Below are 18,783 nucleotides of genomic sequence, written 5' to 3' on the forward strand. Positions count from 1 at the left end.
CCGAAGATCGTCAAACACTTGAAAACAGAGGTGGAAAGACTCAACAAGCCTTCAGTGAAGAAAGGATAGCAATGTCCTTACCTTGTGTCAAGGGGATAATCTTCATAGAAATAGAGTCAAAAAGACCCCGGCCACCAGCCGGGGTCTTGCATTTTCACCGAAGGAGGCCCGCGTGAAGTCCAGACTTAACCAAACTCGAATGAAGACTTTACGCAAAAAAGTATGGGGGAGGGGGCCTAAGCCGCCCGATACCGCCCCAGCACCTTCACCATCCGGCAGTGCTCCCGAAGCGCCGCCAGCGCCGCCTCCGCCCGCTCCCGGCTATCGAACCGCGCGTCCACGTAGAAGACGTACTCCCACGGACTCCCCGGCACCGGACGCGACTCGATCTTCGTCAGATTCACCCCCGCCGCCGCCAGCCGCTCCAGCGCCGCCACCAGCGTCCCCGGCCGGTGGTCGATCGCGAACGCCACACTCATCTTGTTCGGCTCACCCGTCGGCCCGAACTCTCCATCCACCACCCCATCCCGCCGGATCAGGTGGAACCTCGTGAAGTTGTCCGCATGGTCCTCCACTCCCGGGAGCAGCACCTCAGCCCCGTACCACGAGGCCGCCAACTCCGGCGCCAGCCCCGCAGCATCCCGGAGCCCCGCCGCCATCACGTGCTTCACGCTCCCCGCCGTGTCGTAGAACGGCACCACCTCCAGCTCCGGATGCGACGCCAGGAACTTCCTGCACTGCGACAGCGCCACCGGGTGCGACATCACCTTCCGCACCTCACCCAGCTTCACCCCCGGCGCCGCGATCACGTTGTGCCGGATCCGCAGCAAGCTCTCCCGCTCAATCCGCACCGGCATCTCCAGCAGCAGGTCGTAGTGCTCCGCCACCGACCCGTGCAGACTGTTCTCAATCGGCAGCACCGCCCCATCCACACTGCCCGCAACCACCTTCGCCATCACCTCGGCCGAGACCGTGCACGCCACGATCTCCAGCCCCCGCAGGTCGCTCAGCATCGCCACCGCAGCCATGTGGCTGTTCGACCCCATCTCGCCCTGAATCGCAATCTTCACCGGCTAACCCCTGTTCCCTAAGCAGATACAGCCATTGTACGCAGTCTGGCAACCTCACACTGTTCCAGCGCAACTTACTTCAACAGGCCCTAGAGCCACGAACGTATGCAAGCCAAGTCAAAAGTGAGGAGAGATGCATGCTCTGGACTATCACAATCATCCTATTCCTGCTGTGGGTTGTTGGCCTGGTAAGCAGCTACACGCTCGGAGGCTGGATCCACATCCTTTTGGTACTCGCCATTATTGTCCTGATCTACAACCTGATCGCCGGACGCCGCGTCGTTTGACGACCGAAACGTTGCAAGCCGACCTGCAACTCATCACCTGCAGCGGAGCAGAGTAACCATCCGCTTGCCCTACGGAAAGGAAGGACTGCAATGAATAAAGATCAGATTTCTGGGAAAGTCGAACAACTCATCGGCAAAGTTAAACAAAAAGCTGGCGAATCAACGGGGAATCAGCGCATCGCAAATCAAGGTGTCGCCGACCAGATCAGAGGCTCTGCAAAAGAAACCTGGGGCCATATCAAAGACACCGCCAACGAGATCAAGGAGACTGCCGAGGCAAAACATCAAGCAGACCAGGATCGTGCGCGCGACAGTATCGCATCTGGCACGCAAAGCCTCAAAGACCGGATCGCCGACAATCTCGACAACATCCAAAATGACCAGCGTGTTGAACGCGAGCACATCAAAGAATAGCGCTGGTTATACGCTCCAACCATCACGTCTCTGTGTTCTCACAAAGACCCGCCTTGCCGGCGGGTCTTTTCTATCTCCGCAGCAGAACGTCTGCCGCGACAAATCCAAAGAACAGCACCGAGATGATCCCATTCAGCGTAAAAAACGCCGCATTCATCCGCCGCAAATCGCCCGGCGAGACGATCGAGTGCTCATACAGCAGCAGCAGCGCCACCACCACCACTCCCAGCACCGAAACCTTCCCCAACCCGAACAGCACCACCAGCCAGCACAGCAGCGCCAGCATCCCCAGGTGCATCCCACGCGCAATCCAGAACGCGCCGCGCACCCCGAACGCCTGCGGCACACTCTTCAACCCCACGCGGCGATCATGTTCAAAGTCCTGGCACGCATACAACACGTCGAACCCACCCACCCACAGCAACACCGCTCCAGTTAGCACCACGATCCGCCAGTCCAGCGACCCGCGCACCGCAATCCACGCCGCCGAAGGCGCAATCCCAAGCGCCAGTCCCAGCACCAGGTGCGACCACCGTGTCACCCGCTTCATCAGGCTGTACGCCAGCACCACCGCCAGCGCCACCGGAGCAAGTTCCAGCGTCAACCGGTTCAGCCGCGCCGCCGCCAGCAGAAACACCCCAGCCGAAACCGCCACGAACCCTGCAACAAACCCGCGACTCAACAAACCCGCCGGAATCGCCCGCATCGCCGTTCTCGGATTCTCCGCATCCAGCCCAGCATCCGCCAGCCGGTTGAACGCCATCGCCGCCGACCGTGCCGCAACCATGCACACCACAATCCAACCCAGCACACGCCACGCTGGCCAGCCGCCAGCCGCCAACACCGCGCCGGTCAAAGCAAACGGCAGCGCAAACACCGAGTGCTCCCACTTGATCATCTCAAGCGTCACCCGAGTACTCTTCAACAAAGAAGCCATATCTCTATCGTAAAAGAACCTCTACTTCTCCGGAGCCGCTCCAGCAACCTGCAACAGATTAATCACCTTGAAGACGCCCGGAACGCCACCTGCACGGACAAAAGCCACATCCTTGTCGCTCTGGGTATCAACCAGTCCAGTCAATGTCACATTGCCGTGGACCACGGTAATCCGAATCGGCTTCGCCGGATCAATCGCATAGCGGTTCAACTGTGGCGCACCATATATTGCACGCGCTTCTGCCAGGCGAATACGGTCATCCATCGGAGACAGCGGAGCAAGCTCAATCTTGTCCTCCACACCCTTCACCCCCGGATAGTTCGACACCAGGCTCACCGCCGAGTCCTTGTCCACGGGCCCGTACGCTACGCCACCCAGCGTCACCACCCCGTTCTTCACTCCGATCGTGAATGCATTGAACGCCGTTGTCCCATAACCGATACGGTCATATGCAATCTTCTCCGAGAGCTTGTTTCGCAGAGTATCGTCATCGACCACCGGCCCTGCAACCTCAATCAGATTCTCAACGCCACGTACATATCGTCTGCGATGCGCACGCCTGCTCGCATCCGTCTTCGCGCTGTAAACCTGAACCGTCCCGGTCAGTGTCACGATACCGTCGTGGACCTCAGCCTTCACTGCTCGAAATCTCCGGCCACCAAGTGCCCGAGACATCTCAGCCCGAATCTGCGAGTCATATCTGCTAGTTGCACTATCCACCTGGGCCAGACTCATCGCCGTACAGCACAGCACCAACACGCAGAGCCAACCCACAAACCTCGATCTCATGAACATCTCCAAAATGGCCTACCGATAGCGCCGCCGCAACTTATACACAATACTGAACACGCCCGATTCATCACGCGTCACTACAATCGACGAAGTGGGATTCAGGTCGTATTCCACCTGGATTAATTGCTGCGCCGAGGAGTTCACATTTGTCGCAAACGTTGCCGTAATCTGTCGCGACAATTGCTGCTGCACCGTAATACGTGCCGACGAATTGCCCAGCGTTCCGACAAACGCCGGATCAATCTTCACGCTACCCACTCCGAATAGCTTCTCCACACGATTGCTCACCGTTGCATTCAACGCGCCGCCAAGCAAAGCACTCGTCGTCGGATCCGTTCCCGCCTGCATCTGCTTCTCTTGGTAAAGCTGCGCTTCTTCCTGCGTGCGCCCCAGCGCCAGCAGCGCAAAAATATCACTCTCGCTCAGTGGAGGCTCCGAACGATACGTCGGCTTCAGGTTTGTAGCCGTCCCATGCAATCCCACCGTAATGTCGTACGTCTCGACACGCGCCGTTGCATCCAGATCAATCGTCGGATCGATCCGCACCGGATTCGTGAAGTAGATCTCTCCGCGCTGTAGCTGATACTTCGTCCCGGCAAACGTAGCGCTCCCATCGTTAATCTCGATACGGCCCAACACTGACGGCACCGCAACCGTTCCGCGAATCGTCAAATCTACCGACCCAGCCAGCTTCGCATACGAGTTCTGAAAGTCTAACTGCGGAGCGCTCGTGATATGCACATCCAGCCGAATCTTATTTGCCGGCGCGTTCGGGTCCGGAGGTGCGCTCACGCCGCCGACCGACGAGAATGCCGCAAAGTCCACATCCGCACCCACGCCAAACCGCGTCAGCAGAATATTCCCACTTAGCAGCGAACTATCTGGCCCTCCCTGCAGCCGCAGCTTCGCATTCGCAGTCGCGCTCAGCCCATACAACCGCACGCGCACAGTATCACCAGTTGCTGTCAGGTCTGCATACACGCCATTCTGGTAACGGATCGAACCACCAATATTCAGTTGTCCGCCGCCGGTCGTCGCGGTCAGCTTCTCCACCTGCAACCTGTCCTGGTTAAAGACCAGCGTGCCGTTCATATTGCTCAGCCCATTCGGCACGCCATCCATCGCAATGTTCACGTTGTCGAACTGCACGCGCCCAGTCAGCGCAGGCTTCATCACTCTGCCGCCCGCCGCAATCGTGAACTCCATCTTCCCGCTTGAATTCAGGTCAGGATCGAAGGTGTGCAGCAGGGCAACGCTCACACTGCCCGTCGCCTTCACATCCAGCTTCCCGCCCTTCGGATCAGTCGAGCCAAACAACTGCGCCGTGCCGCTTGCACGCATGTCCGTGTCCTGCCCGGTGATGTGAACCTGCTCCAGCGTAGCGACTCCGTTCTGCAATCCAATCCGCAGAGGCTCGGCAGCCTTCAACTCAACACCCTGCAGCTTCACGTCCACCTGATTGAACACACCTTCGCCGCTCAGCAATTTGGGCGTCTTCAACGGCCCGCTCACCGTCACCGAGCCGTTGATCATCGATTGCGCTTTGATCCCGCTTGCACCGAACATCGCCAGGGGCTTGCCCACATCAAGCCCCGTCACCGTCACCTTGCCCTGTGCAGGAAAATCGCCCGCCATCTGCACCTGTCCGTTGGCATCAATCTTTGCCCCAAGCAGAGTCGAGTTGATCGTGTAATAGAGGTTCTTGCCTTCGCTATGCACATCGGCCACCGCGTTCCCAGCGGCCTGTCCTTTGTAGGTAACGCCATCGAGCTTCACACTCGCCTTCAAACCAGGTTGCGAGACCGTTCCATCTGCATCCGCAACCATGCTGGCCACTCCGTCCAGTCCAGTCTTCGCACGCTGCACGACAACGAACTTCGAGAGCACCAGATCATGCCCTTCGACGTGCCCATGCAGGTGCTCCGAGCCCATGTCGTATCCGCCTCTGCCATCGATCTGCATTCCGTGCAGCTTCAGTACGACATTGTCAGCTTCGATGTCCTTGCCCTGTGCCACCAGGTCCGCGCCTACCGATTCATACGGCTCGCCATACGCCTCACCATTCACGAGCGAAATATGCCCACCGCCGCTCATGTTGTCGAACGTGCCCGTTACGTGCGCGTTCAACGCCACAGTCCCTGTCACAGGAATCTCCTTGACGCCGGCAATCTGCATCGCATCGGTCATGCTGGCATCGGCCAGCTGCACCGTTGCATCGACGGCCATGCCGCTGTCCCATACATAGCTCGCCACACCGCGCTTCGACACCTCCTTACGAGGCACCAGCGTTCCCTCGGCATTCAGCACCGCGCTTCCGCGCCGGACCGTAGCATTCGCAATCGCCAACCCGCCATCGGGCGAATATTCAGCATCACTCGTCACGGAGTCGATCGACGCATCCGTCTGGTCCAGCGCAAACTCGACATTCTCCGCCTGCACATGTCCCTTCACGTCGAGATCACGCACCGCTCCACGCGCCGTTCCATTGAACTGCAACGACCCATGCAGCACGACTGGAATCGCCGCCGCGCCCCGCTTGCCATTCGCTTCCAGATCAAGCGTCGTCAGCAACTGGTCGAAGTCCCCCAGATTGCTCACCGTCAAATCCGTCCGCAGCATCGTCAGAGCATCGCCATTGTTCACGCCCAACACGCCCGACGCCTCCAGTGTCGAGCCAGGCGTGCGCAGCGCGATCTGCTGAATCATCACCGTCTCGTTCTTGCCCGAGTAGTGCGCCACCGTCTGGCCCGTCACTGGAACATTCGAGCGTGCGCCCTTGCGCGGCACGCCGGTCGGCGCAAACGCGAGCTTCCCATCTACCTCAACCGTCGAAGCAACATCATTCGTGCCAAGCCATTCCACCTTCACAGGTCCCGATACGGCTGTATCGAATCCCAGGTCGCCATAGTGCTCCGGCGCAGTCACGTCCATGATCGTGCGCAGAGGCATCTTCGTCAGCGTGGCATCGATGAATGCGTGCGAAGGCTGCGGCTTTTTCCCCTTTTCGACAGGCGCATTGCCCAGCCAGTTCTCAATCCGCATATCGCCCGCCGCGATTCCTCCACCAGGCAAGCGCGCCATCATCGAGGTCAATAACAACTCATCCGGAGTGATATGCAGCGTCGCTCCGCCATCGACACCCTGCGTCCGTATGTACTCGTCGCGATACGCCACACCATGGATCTTCGCCGCGCCCGTAATCAAATAACCCGACACACAGCCCGGCTCCGGCTGCGGGGCCTTTGCCCTCTTCGCCTCAAACCTCCGCCAGAACCCCTGCTTCTCAGGCGCCGACGCGACCGCGCAGCTATGCCCCTTCATATCCAGATCAACGGTGCCCGCGCTCAATCCATCCACACCCGTCAGCGCTGAAACCTGCTTCAACTCCAGATTGCCTTTTGCCGCAATCTGCCACTCCGGTTGAGCGAAGTGCGTCAGGCTCGCCGTCGCCTCCAGCGTTGAGTTCTTCCCACTGGCGAAGTCCAGCTTCGTCACCTCAGCTATGTCCCTGCCAACCTGCGCCTCCATGTGCAGCACCGAGTGCGCCTCCGGCTCCTGCTTGAGCTTCGTGCGCAGGTCTTCCAGATCAACCGTCGCACCGTAGCGCTCCGTCGCAGAGATGTAATGCACCTCTGCATCAAGATCACGCGCCGCCACGTCAAACGGAATCGCGCGATCATTCAACAGCGCAACACCATTGGCCAGCAACACCTCGCCCGCCTTCAAATCAAGCAGCGTATCCATCACCGGAGTATTGCTCGTGCTCGGATGCTTCGGCACCGGCTGGTTCGTCTTGCCGTCCTTGTCGACGATCAGATGAAACTGCGGATGCTCCACCGTCAATGAGTTCAAATTCACATACGACGCTAGCCCGCTGCCAGTCAGATGAGAAAAAAAGCTGACGATCCTCACCTGCGCCTCGATTCTGTCTACCGAAAGATACGGCGCCTCACCCGGACCTTCGAGTCCATGAATCACCAGCCCATCCACACCAACCGCAAGATGCCACAGGTGAAAATGGATCGCCTTGATCTCCACCTGCCCGCCGGTCGCGTCTTCCAGCACCTTCACAACTTCGGCATTCACTCTGTGCTCAAAGTCCGACGTCGTCGAATACCACGCAAACGTCAGAAACAGCACCGCAGCAAGCGCCACCGCGCTGCCCACCGTCCAAAGCACGACTCGTCCAATCTGCGATGCCAGCGAGCGCTTCACCTTCTGCACTTCGTCCTTGACCTTCGCCTCCAGACGCTCCTTCTTCTCCGACAGCTTCCGCTCCAGGTCGCTCACGGCGCCACCTCACCGGGAGACAAGATGCGCACGCTCCCCTGCGCCCTCAGCGACTTCAACCAATCCTGCAGCAGATTTCCCACCTGCTGCTGTAGCAGCACCTCCTCAATCCGCTTCGAGATCGTGTCGAGTTGCGGCGGAGCCACATGCCGCGCCGCATACTCCGGCAGCATCGTCTTCTCGTAGTAATCCTTGATCTGCGCATCCGAGATGCTGATCCCCGCACGGAACCGCATCTCGATAAATCGCAGCAACTCCATCCGCTGCCGCCAGCGATCCGCAAACTCCTCCACCGTGAAGCCATGATCAGCAAGATACTTCGTCCAGCCCGCATCGCTCTCGCAGTTGTATTGCGTGCAGGCAGGAATATCCTTGCGCAGCGTAGCAATCTGTTTGTTCAGCTCTGCATCCGTCACCTTGTCTTCCGGCTCGAAGTCCGCCTGCTGCAAAATGAGCTTGCGATCGATCAACCGCTGAATCGCCTTGTCCCGCGAGAAGGTTCCTGCCTGGCGGTAAGGCTGTATCTCCTCAAACCGCCTCTCCTCATCCACATCGCTCTCTAAAATCACATCGCCATTCACCACAGCGACAACCCGATCCAGCACGACTCCTTGAGCGGTGTTCGCAGTAGTGGTCGCAGCAGCGGCCTGCGTCGCCTGCGGCAATCCCCGCGCCTGCGCCGCGAGCAGCACAACAAGACACACCGCCACTGCTCGCCAGCGCGCCGGATTGTTTCCCGCCACCAACATCAGAAACTCTCCCCAATACTGAAGAAGAAGTTGAAGTGCCCGGCCGCACCTACGTGCGGTGGATTGTTCGCAAAGTCATATATCACCGGGTAGATCGGTGGATTCAGGTTGTAGCTGAAGTCCAGCCGCACCGGGCCAACTGGCGTCTTATAGCGAGCGCCGATGCCAATGTCGTGGCTAAAGTAATTGAAGCTGCACGTGCCCACCTTGCCTGAATAGTCGTTGCACGTGTCGCGGTTCGGCTGGTGAAAACGCAGAAACGACGGGAACATATCACCGGGATTCTGGAACACATTACCCATATCGTGAAACAGCACGAAGTTCACACTGCTGCCCACATACGGCAACGTAGGCGCGGGCAGGCGAAGCTCGGTCGTATTCACAAACACCGCCGTGCCTCCCACAGGAAAGCCCGTCTGCAGATCTCGTGGTCCGGCAAGGTTGATTCCAAACCCGCGCAGCGAGTTCGCGCCGCCCGCATACAAACGCTCCGGCAATGGCACCGCGCTGCAGCTTGGATTCGTCGTCAGCAATATCCCCGCGCACGCCGCATTGCCAATGTTCGGATTCGGCCCCCACGGATGTTCATATCCAATCCGCGTATTGCGCGCTAGAACATACTTCTCTTTCCCAAACTGATAATAGGTCGAATTAGAACCATCCACCTTCCAGAAGTCCGCCTGCGACCCGAACTTCGACGACGCAACAAACGCCTGGATTGTCGAGTACGTTCCCTTCACCGCATCCAGCGGCCCGGGCGACCGCGTATCGTGGAACCACGTAATTCCCGGCCCGCCGACACGCACCGGCTGCGACTGCAGCGGAATCAGATCAGCCGACACCTGCAAGCTGTTCACCTTCACTCTTCTGTACTGAAAATCGTAGATGAACGTGTCCTTCCGCTCCGGCTTCTGAGTCAGTCTGACGTCACCCTGCAGCGTCGATGACGTAAACGTCGTAATGTCCTGAATATTCGAGTAACCACCCGAAACCGCTCCTGACCATTTCTTGCTGCTCAAAAAATGCGGATTCTGGAACGTCAGGATCGCCACCTGCTCCAGCAGGCCAAACGCCGAGTGCAGCGTGAGCGTGTCCTCCGTGCCGCGCAGATTGATCCTCGACACATCCAGCGACACCCGCGGGCTCACGCCGACCTTGCCTTCCTGCGTGATATTGCAAGGGTTCAGCCCGAGTTGAATACACGAAGCCTCTGAGATCATGCCCTGTGACGGCGTTCCGGTCTGCGCCTCAATGCCGAAACCATACGTCACATTCCATCGCTTCGCCTCCGACAGTTGCAACAGCACATTCTTCGCCGGATCGTCTCCCGTAGGGTTCTGCACTGCGGCCACCACTTCGTTGAACAGCGCAATGCCATAGAGATTCCGCTGCGTCTCCAGCAACGCCGACTGGTTCAGCGGCTCGCTCGGATGCACCAGGATCTGCTGCTGAACGACCGCTGGCTTCGTCTTCTCCACGCCCGACAGCAGCACCTTATCCACAAACACCTGCTGGCCTTCCGTCACATTCAGCGAAACATCCGTCTTGTCAGGATTGTTCTGCTCCTTCTGCTGCGCAATCTCCACCTTCACCTGGTCGAAGCCCTTGCTCAGGTAGTACTGCAGCACCGTATCGCGGTCGCCCGAAAGCGTCACCAGCGAAAACGGCTGTCCTGGCTGCGCATTCAGCAAACCGCGCACATCCGCCATCCGTGCCGCCGCAACGCCCATCACATCGACTTTGCCAAACTTCTGCTGCGGCCCCTCCGAGATGTTGTATGTCACTCGAATCTGCGCCTCCTTCAGAGGCTTGCCGTTGGCCGAGTCATCCTTGTCCTGAATCTTCGTCGTCACCTTCGCTTCATCGAAACCATTCGCACGATACAACGCCTGGATCGAGTTCACGTCCGCGCTCACCAAAGAAGGGCTGTACTGTCCGCTCGGCCGATACAGGTTTCCTCTAATCACCCTCATACGTTCGCGCAATATATCGTCGGTAAAGTATTTGTTACCGACAATATTTACCTCGATGACCTTGTGCTTCACGCCGCGGTCCACTGTGAACACAACACGCTCGGCCCCTGTACCCTGACCAACCACCCGCACATCGACCGACACGTCGAAATATCCCTGCTGCTGCAGAAAATCGCGCAGGTTGTGCACACCCTCATTCAGCAGGTCATTGTCGATTGCGCCTTCCTCGAAGATCGGCACCAGCACGCGCAGCTTGCTTGTCTTGATCTTCGCGCCCTCAACCAGCACCTTCACCTTAGGCCCCTGACTCACGTGAAAGTCATAATCCAGTCGGTTCTTCGTCGCATCATACGTCTGCTTCTGCAGCGTCACCGTAGCCTCAAGGTGATCGTTCTTCTGATACTGCGCCCTCAGCCGTGTGAGTGCATTGCTCGTCGTTTCGCGCGTTACCTTGCTGCCTTCCTTCAGCTTTCCCCTCTTGCGGAACTCCGCAATCGTCATACCGACATCAGTGCCTTCCACCGTCACTGTCCCAATCCGCGCCTGGGCTCCGAGTGTAACCGTGTAGGTTACATTCACCTGGTTATTCACCGCGTCGATATCCGATGCCGCCGACACCTTCGACTCGTAATACCCCTGCTGCTGCAACATCTGCTGCAAGCCTTCTGTCCCAGCAGCAATATCGCCGTCCTCGAACGCACGGCCCGCAGAGAGCTTCGTCGCAAACGAAAGCACAGAGATCAGCCGCTCGCTCTTCACTCCCTCAATCGTCACGCGCCCGACAAAGTACCTCGGCACGCCCGCGAAGATCAGCGTCGCATGATCTCCCTGCCTCACCCCACGCACCGAGATGTCCCTGTACCGGCCGCTTGCAAACAACCGCCGCACACTCGCGCGAACATTCTGAGGCTCCAGCGGCGCGCCGGTCTTCTGCTCCAGTTCATTCGGCAAATCGTCCGTCTTGTCGAAGGTCACACCCTCAAACTCAATCCTGTCGACGTAGAGCCCCTTCCATTGCCAGACCGTTGCCGCCGACGCGCCAGCCGTATCTGCCTGTTGAGGCTGCGCCGTGTTCGCGCCAGTCGCCACGGCAGGGGCCTGCGCCGCCACGCACGCTACCCCCAATACGCCCAAGGCAACGAGCCAGCCCGCGACCCATCTCAGCGAATTCGCTCGACCTCTTTCCATCCGGCGCAAAAAACCACCCATCGTTTCCTGTAATTCGGTCCCGCTTCCTTGACAGTAGAAAAGCCATCGGCCAGCAAAAGAAAAAGCTCCGCGTCTCGCCCAAGCCTTTACTGCCTTTGGATGCCTCTACCAGCCATAGTGGACACGCCCGCCCGGCGCGCTTCCATCTTCTCTATACTACGGAAAGTGCGGCATTTTCAGCCGCAATCCATCATGCCTCATCACCCGGCCACACACGTCGAAGATTCCCCGGCAAGCACCCAATCCGGTAACCAGCCCGGCCCCACCTCCCCCATCACCGACGCCGACCGTTACTCGCGCCAAATCCTCTTCCCCGGTATCGCTGAACAAGGCCAGCACCTGCTTCGCCAGTCACATGCCGCTGTCATCGGCTGCGGCGCAACCGGGGCCGCAGCGGCCTCCCTGCTTGCCCGCGCCGGCGTCGGCACACTCACCCTCATCGACCGTGACTTCGTCGAGCCCTCTAACCTCCAGCGACAGGTCCTCTTCGACGAGGCCGACGCCCTCGAATCACTCCCCAAGGCCGAAGCCGCCCGCCGCAAGATCGCCCTCTTCAACTCCGCCATCACCGTCAACGCGCACATCGACGACCTCGTCCCCGCAAACATCCACGCTCTGCTCGCCGGCGCAGACATCGTCCTCGACGCAACTGACAACTTCGAGACCCGCTACCTCATCAACGACTACGCCGTCGAACAATCCAAACCCTGGATCTACGCCGCTGCCATCGGCGCCTACGCCGCCACCATGAACATCCTCCCGAAACCTTCGGCGACCGAATCCCCTGCACCCTATACCCTTAACCCCACTACCCTCAACCCCACCGCCTGCCTCGCCTGCATCTTTCCCAAGCCCCCATCCGGCCCTGTCGAAACCTGCGACACCTCCGGCATCCTCTCAACCGCCGTCAACCTCGCAGCCTCCATCCAGGTCACCGAAGCCCTCAAATTCCTCACGCATCAGCCGCATCTGATGCGCCGCACACTGCTCTCCTTCGACCTCTGGTCAAGCGAGCGCAGCGAAATCAACGCCTCGAAGCCAAACCCATCCTGCACCGTCTGCGCCCGGCGCCAGTTCACCCATCTCGCCGGCGAAGGCCGCCCGCACATCACGCTCTGCGGACGCAACTCCGTGCAGATTCACGAGCACCATCGTCCCGTCGACTTCGCCGCCATGCGCGACCGCCTCGCCCCCCATGGCCAGGTACGCTTCAACAATCTCCTGCTCCGCTTCGAGCGTCCACCCCACACCCTCACGCTCTTCAGCGACGGCCGCGCCATCATCCAGGGCACCACCGACATTACTCTCGCGCGCTCACTCTACGCCCGATTCATCGGCTCCTGAAGTCCTTACTCCCACACAACCTTTATGCGCGCCGACGCGTCTCAACTAATTGAAAATCAAGAAGAGACGACATTTGATTTAAACTAAAAGCCTAGTCAAAAAAATATAATTCCGCTGTCTTGGAACCAACACCGGAGTCTAACCCATGGAGCTCCAGGGCCAACACATGACACAAATGCAGCCGACTAAATCTGGTCCCGCCATCTTTAAGCGGAACCCTCCCATCGCTGGAGAATTCGATGCGATCGAGCGCGCGAAAAACGGCGACGCCGAAGCCTTCTCCAAGCTCTACGCCCTCCACAAACGCCGCGTCTACACCCTCTGCCTCCGCATGCTGGGCAATGTCTCCGAAGCCGAAGACATGACGCAGGAAGCCTTCCTGCATCTGTTCCGCAAGATCGGCAGCTTCCGCGGCGAAAGCGCTTTCTCTACATGGCTCCATCGCCTCACCGTCAATCTGGTCCTCATGCATCTGCGCAAAAAGGGGCTCAATCTCGTCTCGCTCGAAGAGACCATCAACCCGTCCGACGAAGACACGCCCAAGCGCGACTTCGGCAGCCGCGACATCCATCTTGCCGGCTCCGTCGACCGCGTCGCGCTCGAACGCGCCGTCGCGCTGCTCCCTCCCGGCTACCGTATGGTCTTCATCCTGCATGATGTCGAAGGCTTCGAGCACAACGAGATCGCCCAGATGCTCGAATGCTCCACCGGCAACAGCAAGAGCCAACTTCACAAAGCGCGCCTCCGGCTGCGCGAGATTCTTCGCGAAAGAGAAACCGGCGAACCCACTCCCCAGGCCGCCCAACCTGCCTTCAAGGAAGCGGCGCTATGAGTGACCCATCGTTCCCAAACTTCGACACCATGACCACTGCGGAATTTGAACAGTATCTACCCGACCTCTTCGCCGACAGCAACGGTAAGCTCAGCACGGACCCGCGTCTTCAGGCCTTTCTCAGCTGTCATCCAGACTGCGCCGCCCTCGTCCGCGACCTCGAAACCATCGCCGAGCACGCCAAAAGCCTCTTCGAACCGGACTACGAACCCAGCGACGATGTCTGGACCAACATCCAGAGCAAGCTCCAGCAGGAAAACCCAGGCGACAACGATCTCCCGCTTGCCGCAAAATCATAGACCGTGATCCTGCGACCCGTGATCAAGCGAATCGCCGTTCGCAATCTGCTATCAGCCGCTCTGCTTTGCATCTGTGCGCTCTCCTCCCCCGCACAAGACTTCCGCGCCTATTCCAAAGCAGCCGTCGATTCCCTGCAACAGTGGTACACGCCCCAGACTGGCCTCTATAACACCACCGGCTGGTGGAACTCCGCCAACGCCATCACCGCGCTCGCCAACTACAGCCGCATCGCCCACACAAAAAAATACCGGTCCATCTTCAAAAACACGCTGCACGCCGCACAGACCGGCCCCAAAGGCGCACCCGGCTTCATCAACAGCTACTACGACGACGAAGGCTGGTGGGCACTCGCCTGGATCGACGCCTACGACCTCACTCACGATCGCCGTTATCTCCAGACCGCCGCGTCCATCTTCACCAACATGCAGTCCGGCTGGGACACCACAGCCTGCGGCGGAGGCGTCTGGTGGAAGAAGCCCAACCACGGCAAAAACGCCATCGAAAACGAGCTCTTCCTCGACGTCGCCGCCTCACTCGCCAACCGCGCACGCACTCCCGAGCAGCGCGCAGATTACCTCGCATGGGCGCAAAAAGAGTGGGCCTGGTTCCGCGCCTCCGGCATGATCAACTCCGACCACCTCATCAACGACGGCCTCAACTACCGCGACCCCGGCCACTGCACCAACAACGGCGGCAACACCTGGAGCTACAACCAGGGAGTCATCCTCGGCGCACTCACCGAATTAAACAAAGCCGCACCCGACCCAACCCTCCCCGCAACCGCCGAAGCCATCGCGCTCGCTGCAATCGACCACCTCACCGACGCAAACGGCATCCTCCACGAAACCAGCCCCGCCCACACCGGCGGAGACGTCCCGCAGTTCAAAGGCATCTTCAGCCGCAACCTCATGCTCCTGAACGAAGCCTTCCCCAACCCGCGCTACCAGTCCTTCGCCCGCGCCAACGCCCAAAACCTCTGGACCAACGACCGCGACGCCGCCAACCACTTCGGCTTCTACTGGGCCGGCCCATTCGACCTCGCCGACGCCTCACGCCAAAGCTCCGCCCTCGACGCCCTCAACGCCGCGGCCGCTCTTCACTAAAGCGCGTTCACTGCTTCGCCGCATGAATCCGCAAAATCACCCGCCGGTACGAAGTCAGCGAAGGCGTCCCATCGTCCATCACCGCCAGAATCACATGCGCCACGCCATCGCCCTTACAAGGTATCAACGGCAGCCACAGTGCATGACACGCTGAAGTCGCTGTCACCACCGCCTTCGCGCCATCGGCACCAGCAATCGACACCGACCCCAACTGCTCGCCCGCTCCTCCACCAGCCTCCGCATAGTGGAACCACCTGTAATGCAAAGTCTGCCCATCCGGATCACGGCTCGCACTCGCATCGAGCGTCACAGTCTTGCCCACCTCAACATCCATCACAATCGGAGCAGTCCCACCCTCACCATTCACCTCAACCACAGGATTGTGGTTCGCATGCTTGAAGTCCTCCACCGTCCAACTCATCCGCGCCGCGAAGTCATGCTGAAACGCCTCGCGCCACCGCCATACCGTCGCCTGGTCCGACGTATCCATCTTCCCATCCACACCCATCACCGTGTCCTGCGATGACGTCACACGTCCAAACTCATCCCCGCCCTGCGTCCATATCGGATGCGTCTCACCATAAGGCTGCCGATACACATACCGCCCGCCCCAACCACCCCAATCCGGCCTCCGATAAGCATTCAGCCCATTGTCAATCAGTCCCAGAAACGACGGCGTGTCCCCCTCCATAATGAACATGAACCGCGGATACAGCTTCCCCAGCGGCCCAATGCGAATGTTCTTCTCCAGCCACTCATTCGTCACCGTCGTCAAGTCCGCGCCATCGCCATTGCGGTAGTAAACATCGCCGCTGATGCCCGTCCACGTCGCATACGCATACTCGCCACTCGTCGGCGTCGAAGGCTCGACGACATAAAACAAATCAGGAAACTCTCGCCGAATCCACGGCCCCGCATCATCCTGGTCCGAGATCGAATACACCCGCAGCTTCGCCACAAACTTCTCCACCGCATCCGCAGACCGCGTAGCCCGCACCTCCATCAGCGCCTCCGCCAGCGTATTCGCACCGCCCCAGATGCACACCCACACCGGACGGCTGTCATCCTTATCCACCGCGCGAATAATCGCCTTCGCCCCATCGGAAGCCTTACCCACGCCGGTAGCAGCCATGCCATACGCAGGCTGTCCGGCAAAGACCTTCGCCAGCAAATCCTCTGCCTCAGGCCAGCCCTTCGCATTCAGCATCAGGTTCGGCCTCACTTTGCCATAAGCATCAATCAACGCCCGCATCGTCTCCGGATGCGTCACCGTCTTCTGCCACGTCGAAGTCGCCGCAATCATCGCCTGCACATCGAATTCATTCGAATACAGCAGGAACCGCACAAACGACATCTGATCGTCCGGCTCATTGCCGATATCGCTGATCACAATCACCCGCGGCTTACCCTGAAACTCATCCACATGCGTCGCAGGAAACGGAGCCGAAACCCCGGTCCCGCACGTAGCCGTCACCAACACCGCAACCCACACCCATCCCCAGACTCGCAAAGCCCCTCCTTAGCAACCCGATTCCAGACAACCGCCAATTATAGGGGCAACCCAAATCGTTTCAGCAATAGGCGTTCCGCGCTCCGGGACAATGGCCGTAGAGTGTCTTCTCGTGGCCGTAGCTTCCTTTTCAGCTCCGTCATTCTGACCCTGAAACGAAGTGAAGGGGAAGAACCCCCGCATTTTGCTTGTATCAGCACAAATCTTCGTCTTCGACCAAAGGGTGACAGCAAGCGAGGAAATTCTCGAAAATAGTTAAGCATCCACTTGACAATTAGATCATCCAAGGATTAGTTAAGTATTTACTAAACTAATGGGCGCCCCCCACAACGCCCACCAATAAGGAGAACGCCATGCGAAAGCTATTCGTCTTCAACCACGTCACCCTCGACGGCTACTTCGTCAGCCACAACGGAGACTTCACCTGGGCCCGTAACACCATCGACGACCCCGAATACGCCGCATTCGAGGCCGAAAACGCCAAAGGCACCGCCGAGCTCCTCTTCGGCCGCGTCACCTACGACCTCATGGCAAAGTACTGGCCCACCCCCATGGCCGCCCAGCAGGCCCCAACCGTCGCCGAAGGCCTGAACCGCATGCCAAAGATTGTCTTCTCGCGGACCCTCAACCACGCCTCCTGGGCCAACACCCGCGTCCTCAAAGGCGACCTCATCTCCGAAGTCCGCCGGCTCAAGAACGAGCCCGGCCCGGGCATCCTCATCATGGGCAGCGGCACCATCATCGCTCAGCTCGCCCCCGAAGGCCTCATCGACGAGTACCAGATGATGGTCGATCCCATCGCCCTCGGCAGCGGACGCTCCATGTTCGATGGCATCCCGCAAAAGCTGGCGCTCCGACAGACAAAATCCCGCACCTTCAAAAGCGGCAAGACCTTTCTCTGCTACGAACCAGCAGCATGAGCCAATACCCTAATTGCGTCCGGCCTAAACCTTGAGGCCGGACGCAACCACCTGCTACGCTTCAGAAATTCCTGCGAGGACCCGCATGAGCGAACGCACCGTCAACCACGCCACCTACACCATCGAGCGCGCCTACCCAGCACGCCCCGAGCGCGTCTTCCGCGCCTTCTCCGACCCCGCCCGCAAGCGCCGCTGGTACGCCGAAGGCGAGCGCAAGGACGTCGGCGAGTTCACCATGGACTTCCGCGTCGGAGGCCGCGACCGCCTTACCTTCTCCACGCCGCAAGGCTTCCACTGCGTCAGCGAGTCCATCTACCAGGACATTCGCCCCAACGACCGCATCGTCTTCGCCTACACCATGACCGTGAACGGCCAGTGCATCTCCTCCTCGCAGGGCACCTTCGAATTTCTACCCACAGCAGAAGGCACAACCCTCCTCTTCACCGAGCAAGCCGCCTTCTTCGAGCACTCCGACGGCCCCGAGATGCGCAAACAAGGCTGGAGCGATCTGCTCACCGAACTCGGCAACACATTGACTCAACCGGAAAACTAAACTCAAATCATGCCCCGTCCGTCTGCCAGTATCGAACGCGTCTTCCACGCCCTCGGCGACCCCACGCGTCGCGCCATCGTCGAGCGCCTCAGCCGAGGCCCCGTCTCCGTCTCAAAACTTCACGCTCCACTCAACATCACGCTCGCCGCCGTCGTCCAGCATCTCCAGGTGCTCGAAGGCAGCGGCCTTGTCCGCACCACAAAAGTCGGCCGCGTCCGCACCTGCCACATGGAACCCAAAGGCTTCAGCGCAGTCGAACGCTGGATCAACGACCGCCGTACCCTCTGGGAGAAGCGCCTCGACCACCTCGGCGACCTGCTCGCAGAAGAAGACGACGAGGCCTGACTTCGTCTCGCTTGCACCGCCCCAGCACCGCCGTGTACTCTCATAATCAAATGACAGGCCGACTCCAATTTAGCTTTACCTTCTGCTACTGGCGCTACCCAGCGGCCAGCGGAGTCCTCGCATGTCTCTCTGAAACCCCCTGAACCCGTCAGAGA

16 protein-coding genes are annotated in these 18,783 nt (G+C 59.5%); 9 read left to right on the forward strand and 7 right to left on the reverse strand.

Features of this window, described 5'->3' with window-relative positions:
* Positions 1–236: 236 nt before the first annotated feature.
* Complete coding sequence (locus tag IEX36_RS14810) at positions 237–1,070, reverse strand: prephenate dehydratase (RefSeq protein WP_188760363.1); 834 nt, start codon at positions 1,068–1,070, stop codon at positions 237–239.
* A gap of 137 nt (positions 1,071–1,207) precedes the next feature.
* Here IEX36_RS14810 and IEX36_RS14815 point away from each other — a divergent pair, with 137 nt between their 5' ends.
* Complete coding sequence (locus IEX36_RS14815) at positions 1,208–1,357, forward strand: lmo0937 family membrane protein (protein ID WP_188760364.1); 150 nt, start codon at positions 1,208–1,210, stop codon at positions 1,355–1,357.
* A gap of 90 nt (positions 1,358–1,447) precedes the next feature.
* Positions 1,448–1,771: a CsbD family protein gene (locus IEX36_RS14820; RefSeq protein ID WP_188760365.1), complete on the forward strand. Its 324-nt coding sequence runs from the start codon at positions 1,448–1,450 to the stop codon at positions 1,769–1,771.
* 70 nt (positions 1,772–1,841) lie between these two features.
* On the opposite strand, the gene IEX36_RS14825 is transcribed toward IEX36_RS14820, so the two are convergent.
* The 5 genes from IEX36_RS14825 to IEX36_RS14845 are packed head-to-tail and all read right to left on the reverse strand — an operon-like array spanning position 1,842 to position 11,622.
* Positions 1,842–2,708, reverse strand: coding sequence for a UbiA-like polyprenyltransferase (locus IEX36_RS14825; RefSeq protein WP_188760366.1), 867 nt, complete (start codon positions 2,706–2,708; stop codon positions 1,842–1,844).
* 21 nt (positions 2,709–2,729) lie between these two features.
* Positions 2,730–3,497 (reverse strand): BON domain-containing protein, encoded by a 768-nt coding sequence (locus IEX36_RS14830; RefSeq protein ID WP_229669042.1) that lies wholly within the window; start codon positions 3,495–3,497, stop codon positions 2,730–2,732.
* 18 nt (positions 3,498–3,515) lie between these two features.
* A complete protein-coding gene (locus tag IEX36_RS14835) occupies positions 3,516–7,790 on the reverse strand; it encodes a translocation/assembly module TamB domain-containing protein (protein WP_188760368.1) in 4,275 nt (1,424 codons plus the stop codon).
* Positions 7,787–8,539 (reverse strand): SurA N-terminal domain-containing protein, encoded by a 753-nt coding sequence (locus tag IEX36_RS14840; protein ID WP_188760369.1) that lies wholly within the window; start codon positions 8,537–8,539, stop codon positions 7,787–7,789. The genes IEX36_RS14835 and IEX36_RS14840 overlap by 4 nt, the downstream gene beginning before the upstream one ends.
* Positions 8,539–11,622 (reverse strand): POTRA domain-containing protein, encoded by a 3,084-nt coding sequence (locus IEX36_RS14845; protein ID WP_229669043.1) that lies wholly within the window; start codon positions 11,620–11,622, stop codon positions 8,539–8,541. The genes IEX36_RS14840 and IEX36_RS14845 overlap by 1 nt, the downstream gene beginning before the upstream one ends.
* A gap of 288 nt (positions 11,623–11,910) precedes the next feature.
* Here IEX36_RS14845 and IEX36_RS14850 point away from each other — a divergent pair, with 288 nt between their 5' ends.
* From IEX36_RS14850 to IEX36_RS14865, 4 genes are all read left to right on the forward strand, one after another.
* On the forward strand, positions 11,911–13,065 hold the full coding sequence (locus tag IEX36_RS14850; protein WP_373283054.1) for a ThiF family adenylyltransferase: 1,155 nt from the start codon (positions 11,911–11,913) through the stop codon (positions 13,063–13,065).
* Between the two features lie 145 nt (positions 13,066–13,210).
* Positions 13,211–13,897 carry an RNA polymerase sigma factor gene (locus tag IEX36_RS14855; RefSeq protein ID WP_188760372.1) on the forward strand — a complete coding sequence of 229 codons (687 nt, stop codon included), beginning with the start codon at positions 13,211–13,213 and terminating at the stop codon, positions 13,895–13,897.
* The gene (locus tag IEX36_RS14860; RefSeq protein WP_188760373.1) at positions 13,894–14,196 is read left to right on the forward strand and encodes an anti-sigma factor; all 303 of its coding nucleotides are present in this window, start codon (positions 13,894–13,896) and stop codon (positions 14,194–14,196) included. The genes IEX36_RS14855 and IEX36_RS14860 overlap by 4 nt, the downstream gene beginning before the upstream one ends.
* 18 nt (positions 14,197–14,214) lie before the next feature.
* Positions 14,215–15,300 carry a glycoside hydrolase family 76 protein gene (locus tag IEX36_RS14865; RefSeq protein ID WP_229669045.1) on the forward strand — a complete coding sequence of 362 codons (1,086 nt, stop codon included), beginning with the start codon at positions 14,215–14,217 and terminating at the stop codon, positions 15,298–15,300.
* Positions 15,301–15,307: 7 nt separating this feature from the next.
* Here the strand turns inward: IEX36_RS14865 and IEX36_RS14870 are convergent, their stop codons facing one another.
* Positions 15,308–16,810 carry a DUF1593 domain-containing protein gene (locus tag IEX36_RS14870; protein WP_229669046.1) on the reverse strand — a complete coding sequence of 501 codons (1,503 nt, stop codon included), beginning with the start codon at positions 16,808–16,810 and terminating at the stop codon, positions 15,308–15,310.
* A gap of 353 nt (positions 16,811–17,163) precedes the next feature.
* Here IEX36_RS14870 and IEX36_RS14875 point away from each other — a divergent pair, with 353 nt between their 5' ends.
* From IEX36_RS14875 to IEX36_RS14885, 3 genes are all read left to right on the forward strand, one after another.
* On the forward strand, positions 17,164–17,730 hold the full coding sequence (locus IEX36_RS14875) for a dihydrofolate reductase family protein (RefSeq protein ID WP_188760374.1): 567 nt from the start codon (positions 17,164–17,166) through the stop codon (positions 17,728–17,730).
* Between the two features lie 85 nt (positions 17,731–17,815).
* Positions 17,816–18,283: an SRPBCC family protein gene (locus IEX36_RS14880; RefSeq protein ID WP_188760375.1), complete on the forward strand. Its 468-nt coding sequence runs from the start codon at positions 17,816–17,818 to the stop codon at positions 18,281–18,283.
* A gap of 9 nt (positions 18,284–18,292) precedes the next feature.
* Entirely contained in the window at positions 18,293–18,628 is a 336-nt protein-coding gene (locus IEX36_RS14885) for an ArsR/SmtB family transcription factor (RefSeq protein WP_188760376.1), read from the forward strand.
* Positions 18,629–18,783: the final 155 nt, after the last annotated feature.

The sequence above is a fragment of the Edaphobacter acidisoli genome (assembly GCF_014642855.1).
Classification (GTDB): domain Bacteria; phylum Acidobacteriota; class Terriglobia; order Terriglobales; family Acidobacteriaceae; genus Edaphobacter; species Edaphobacter acidisoli.

What these genes read in the sequence shown, in the direction of transcription:
- IEX36_RS14840 (WP_188760369.1), bottom strand. Translation starts at nt 8,539, where the DNA reads ATGTTGGTGGCGGGAAACAATCCGGCGCGCTGGCGAGCAGTGGCGGTG.
- IEX36_RS14830 (WP_229669042.1), bottom strand. Translation starts at nt 3,497, where the DNA reads ATGAGATCGAGGTTTGTGGGTTGGCTCTGCGTGTTGGTGCTGTGCTGT.
- IEX36_RS14875 (WP_188760374.1), top strand. Translation starts at nt 17,164, where the DNA reads ATGCGAAAGCTATTCGTCTTCAACCACGTCACCCTCGACGGCTACTTC.
- IEX36_RS14880 (WP_188760375.1), top strand. Translation starts at nt 17,816, where the DNA reads ATGAGCGAACGCACCGTCAACCACGCCACCTACACCATCGAGCGCGCC.
- IEX36_RS14885 (WP_188760376.1), top strand. Translation starts at nt 18,293, where the DNA reads ATGCCCCGTCCGTCTGCCAGTATCGAACGCGTCTTCCACGCCCTCGGC.
- IEX36_RS14815 (WP_188760364.1), top strand. Translation starts at nt 1,208, where the DNA reads ATGCTCTGGACTATCACAATCATCCTATTCCTGCTGTGGGTTGTTGGC.
- IEX36_RS14855 (WP_188760372.1), top strand. Translation starts at nt 13,211, where the DNA reads ATGGAGCTCCAGGGCCAACACATGACACAAATGCAGCCGACTAAATCT.
- IEX36_RS14820 (WP_188760365.1), top strand. Translation starts at nt 1,448, where the DNA reads ATGAATAAAGATCAGATTTCTGGGAAAGTCGAACAACTCATCGGCAAA.
- IEX36_RS14860 (WP_188760373.1), top strand. Translation starts at nt 13,894, where the DNA reads ATGAGTGACCCATCGTTCCCAAACTTCGACACCATGACCACTGCGGAA.
- IEX36_RS14825 (WP_188760366.1), bottom strand. Translation starts at nt 2,708, where the DNA reads ATGGCTTCTTTGTTGAAGAGTACTCGGGTGACGCTTGAGATGATCAAG.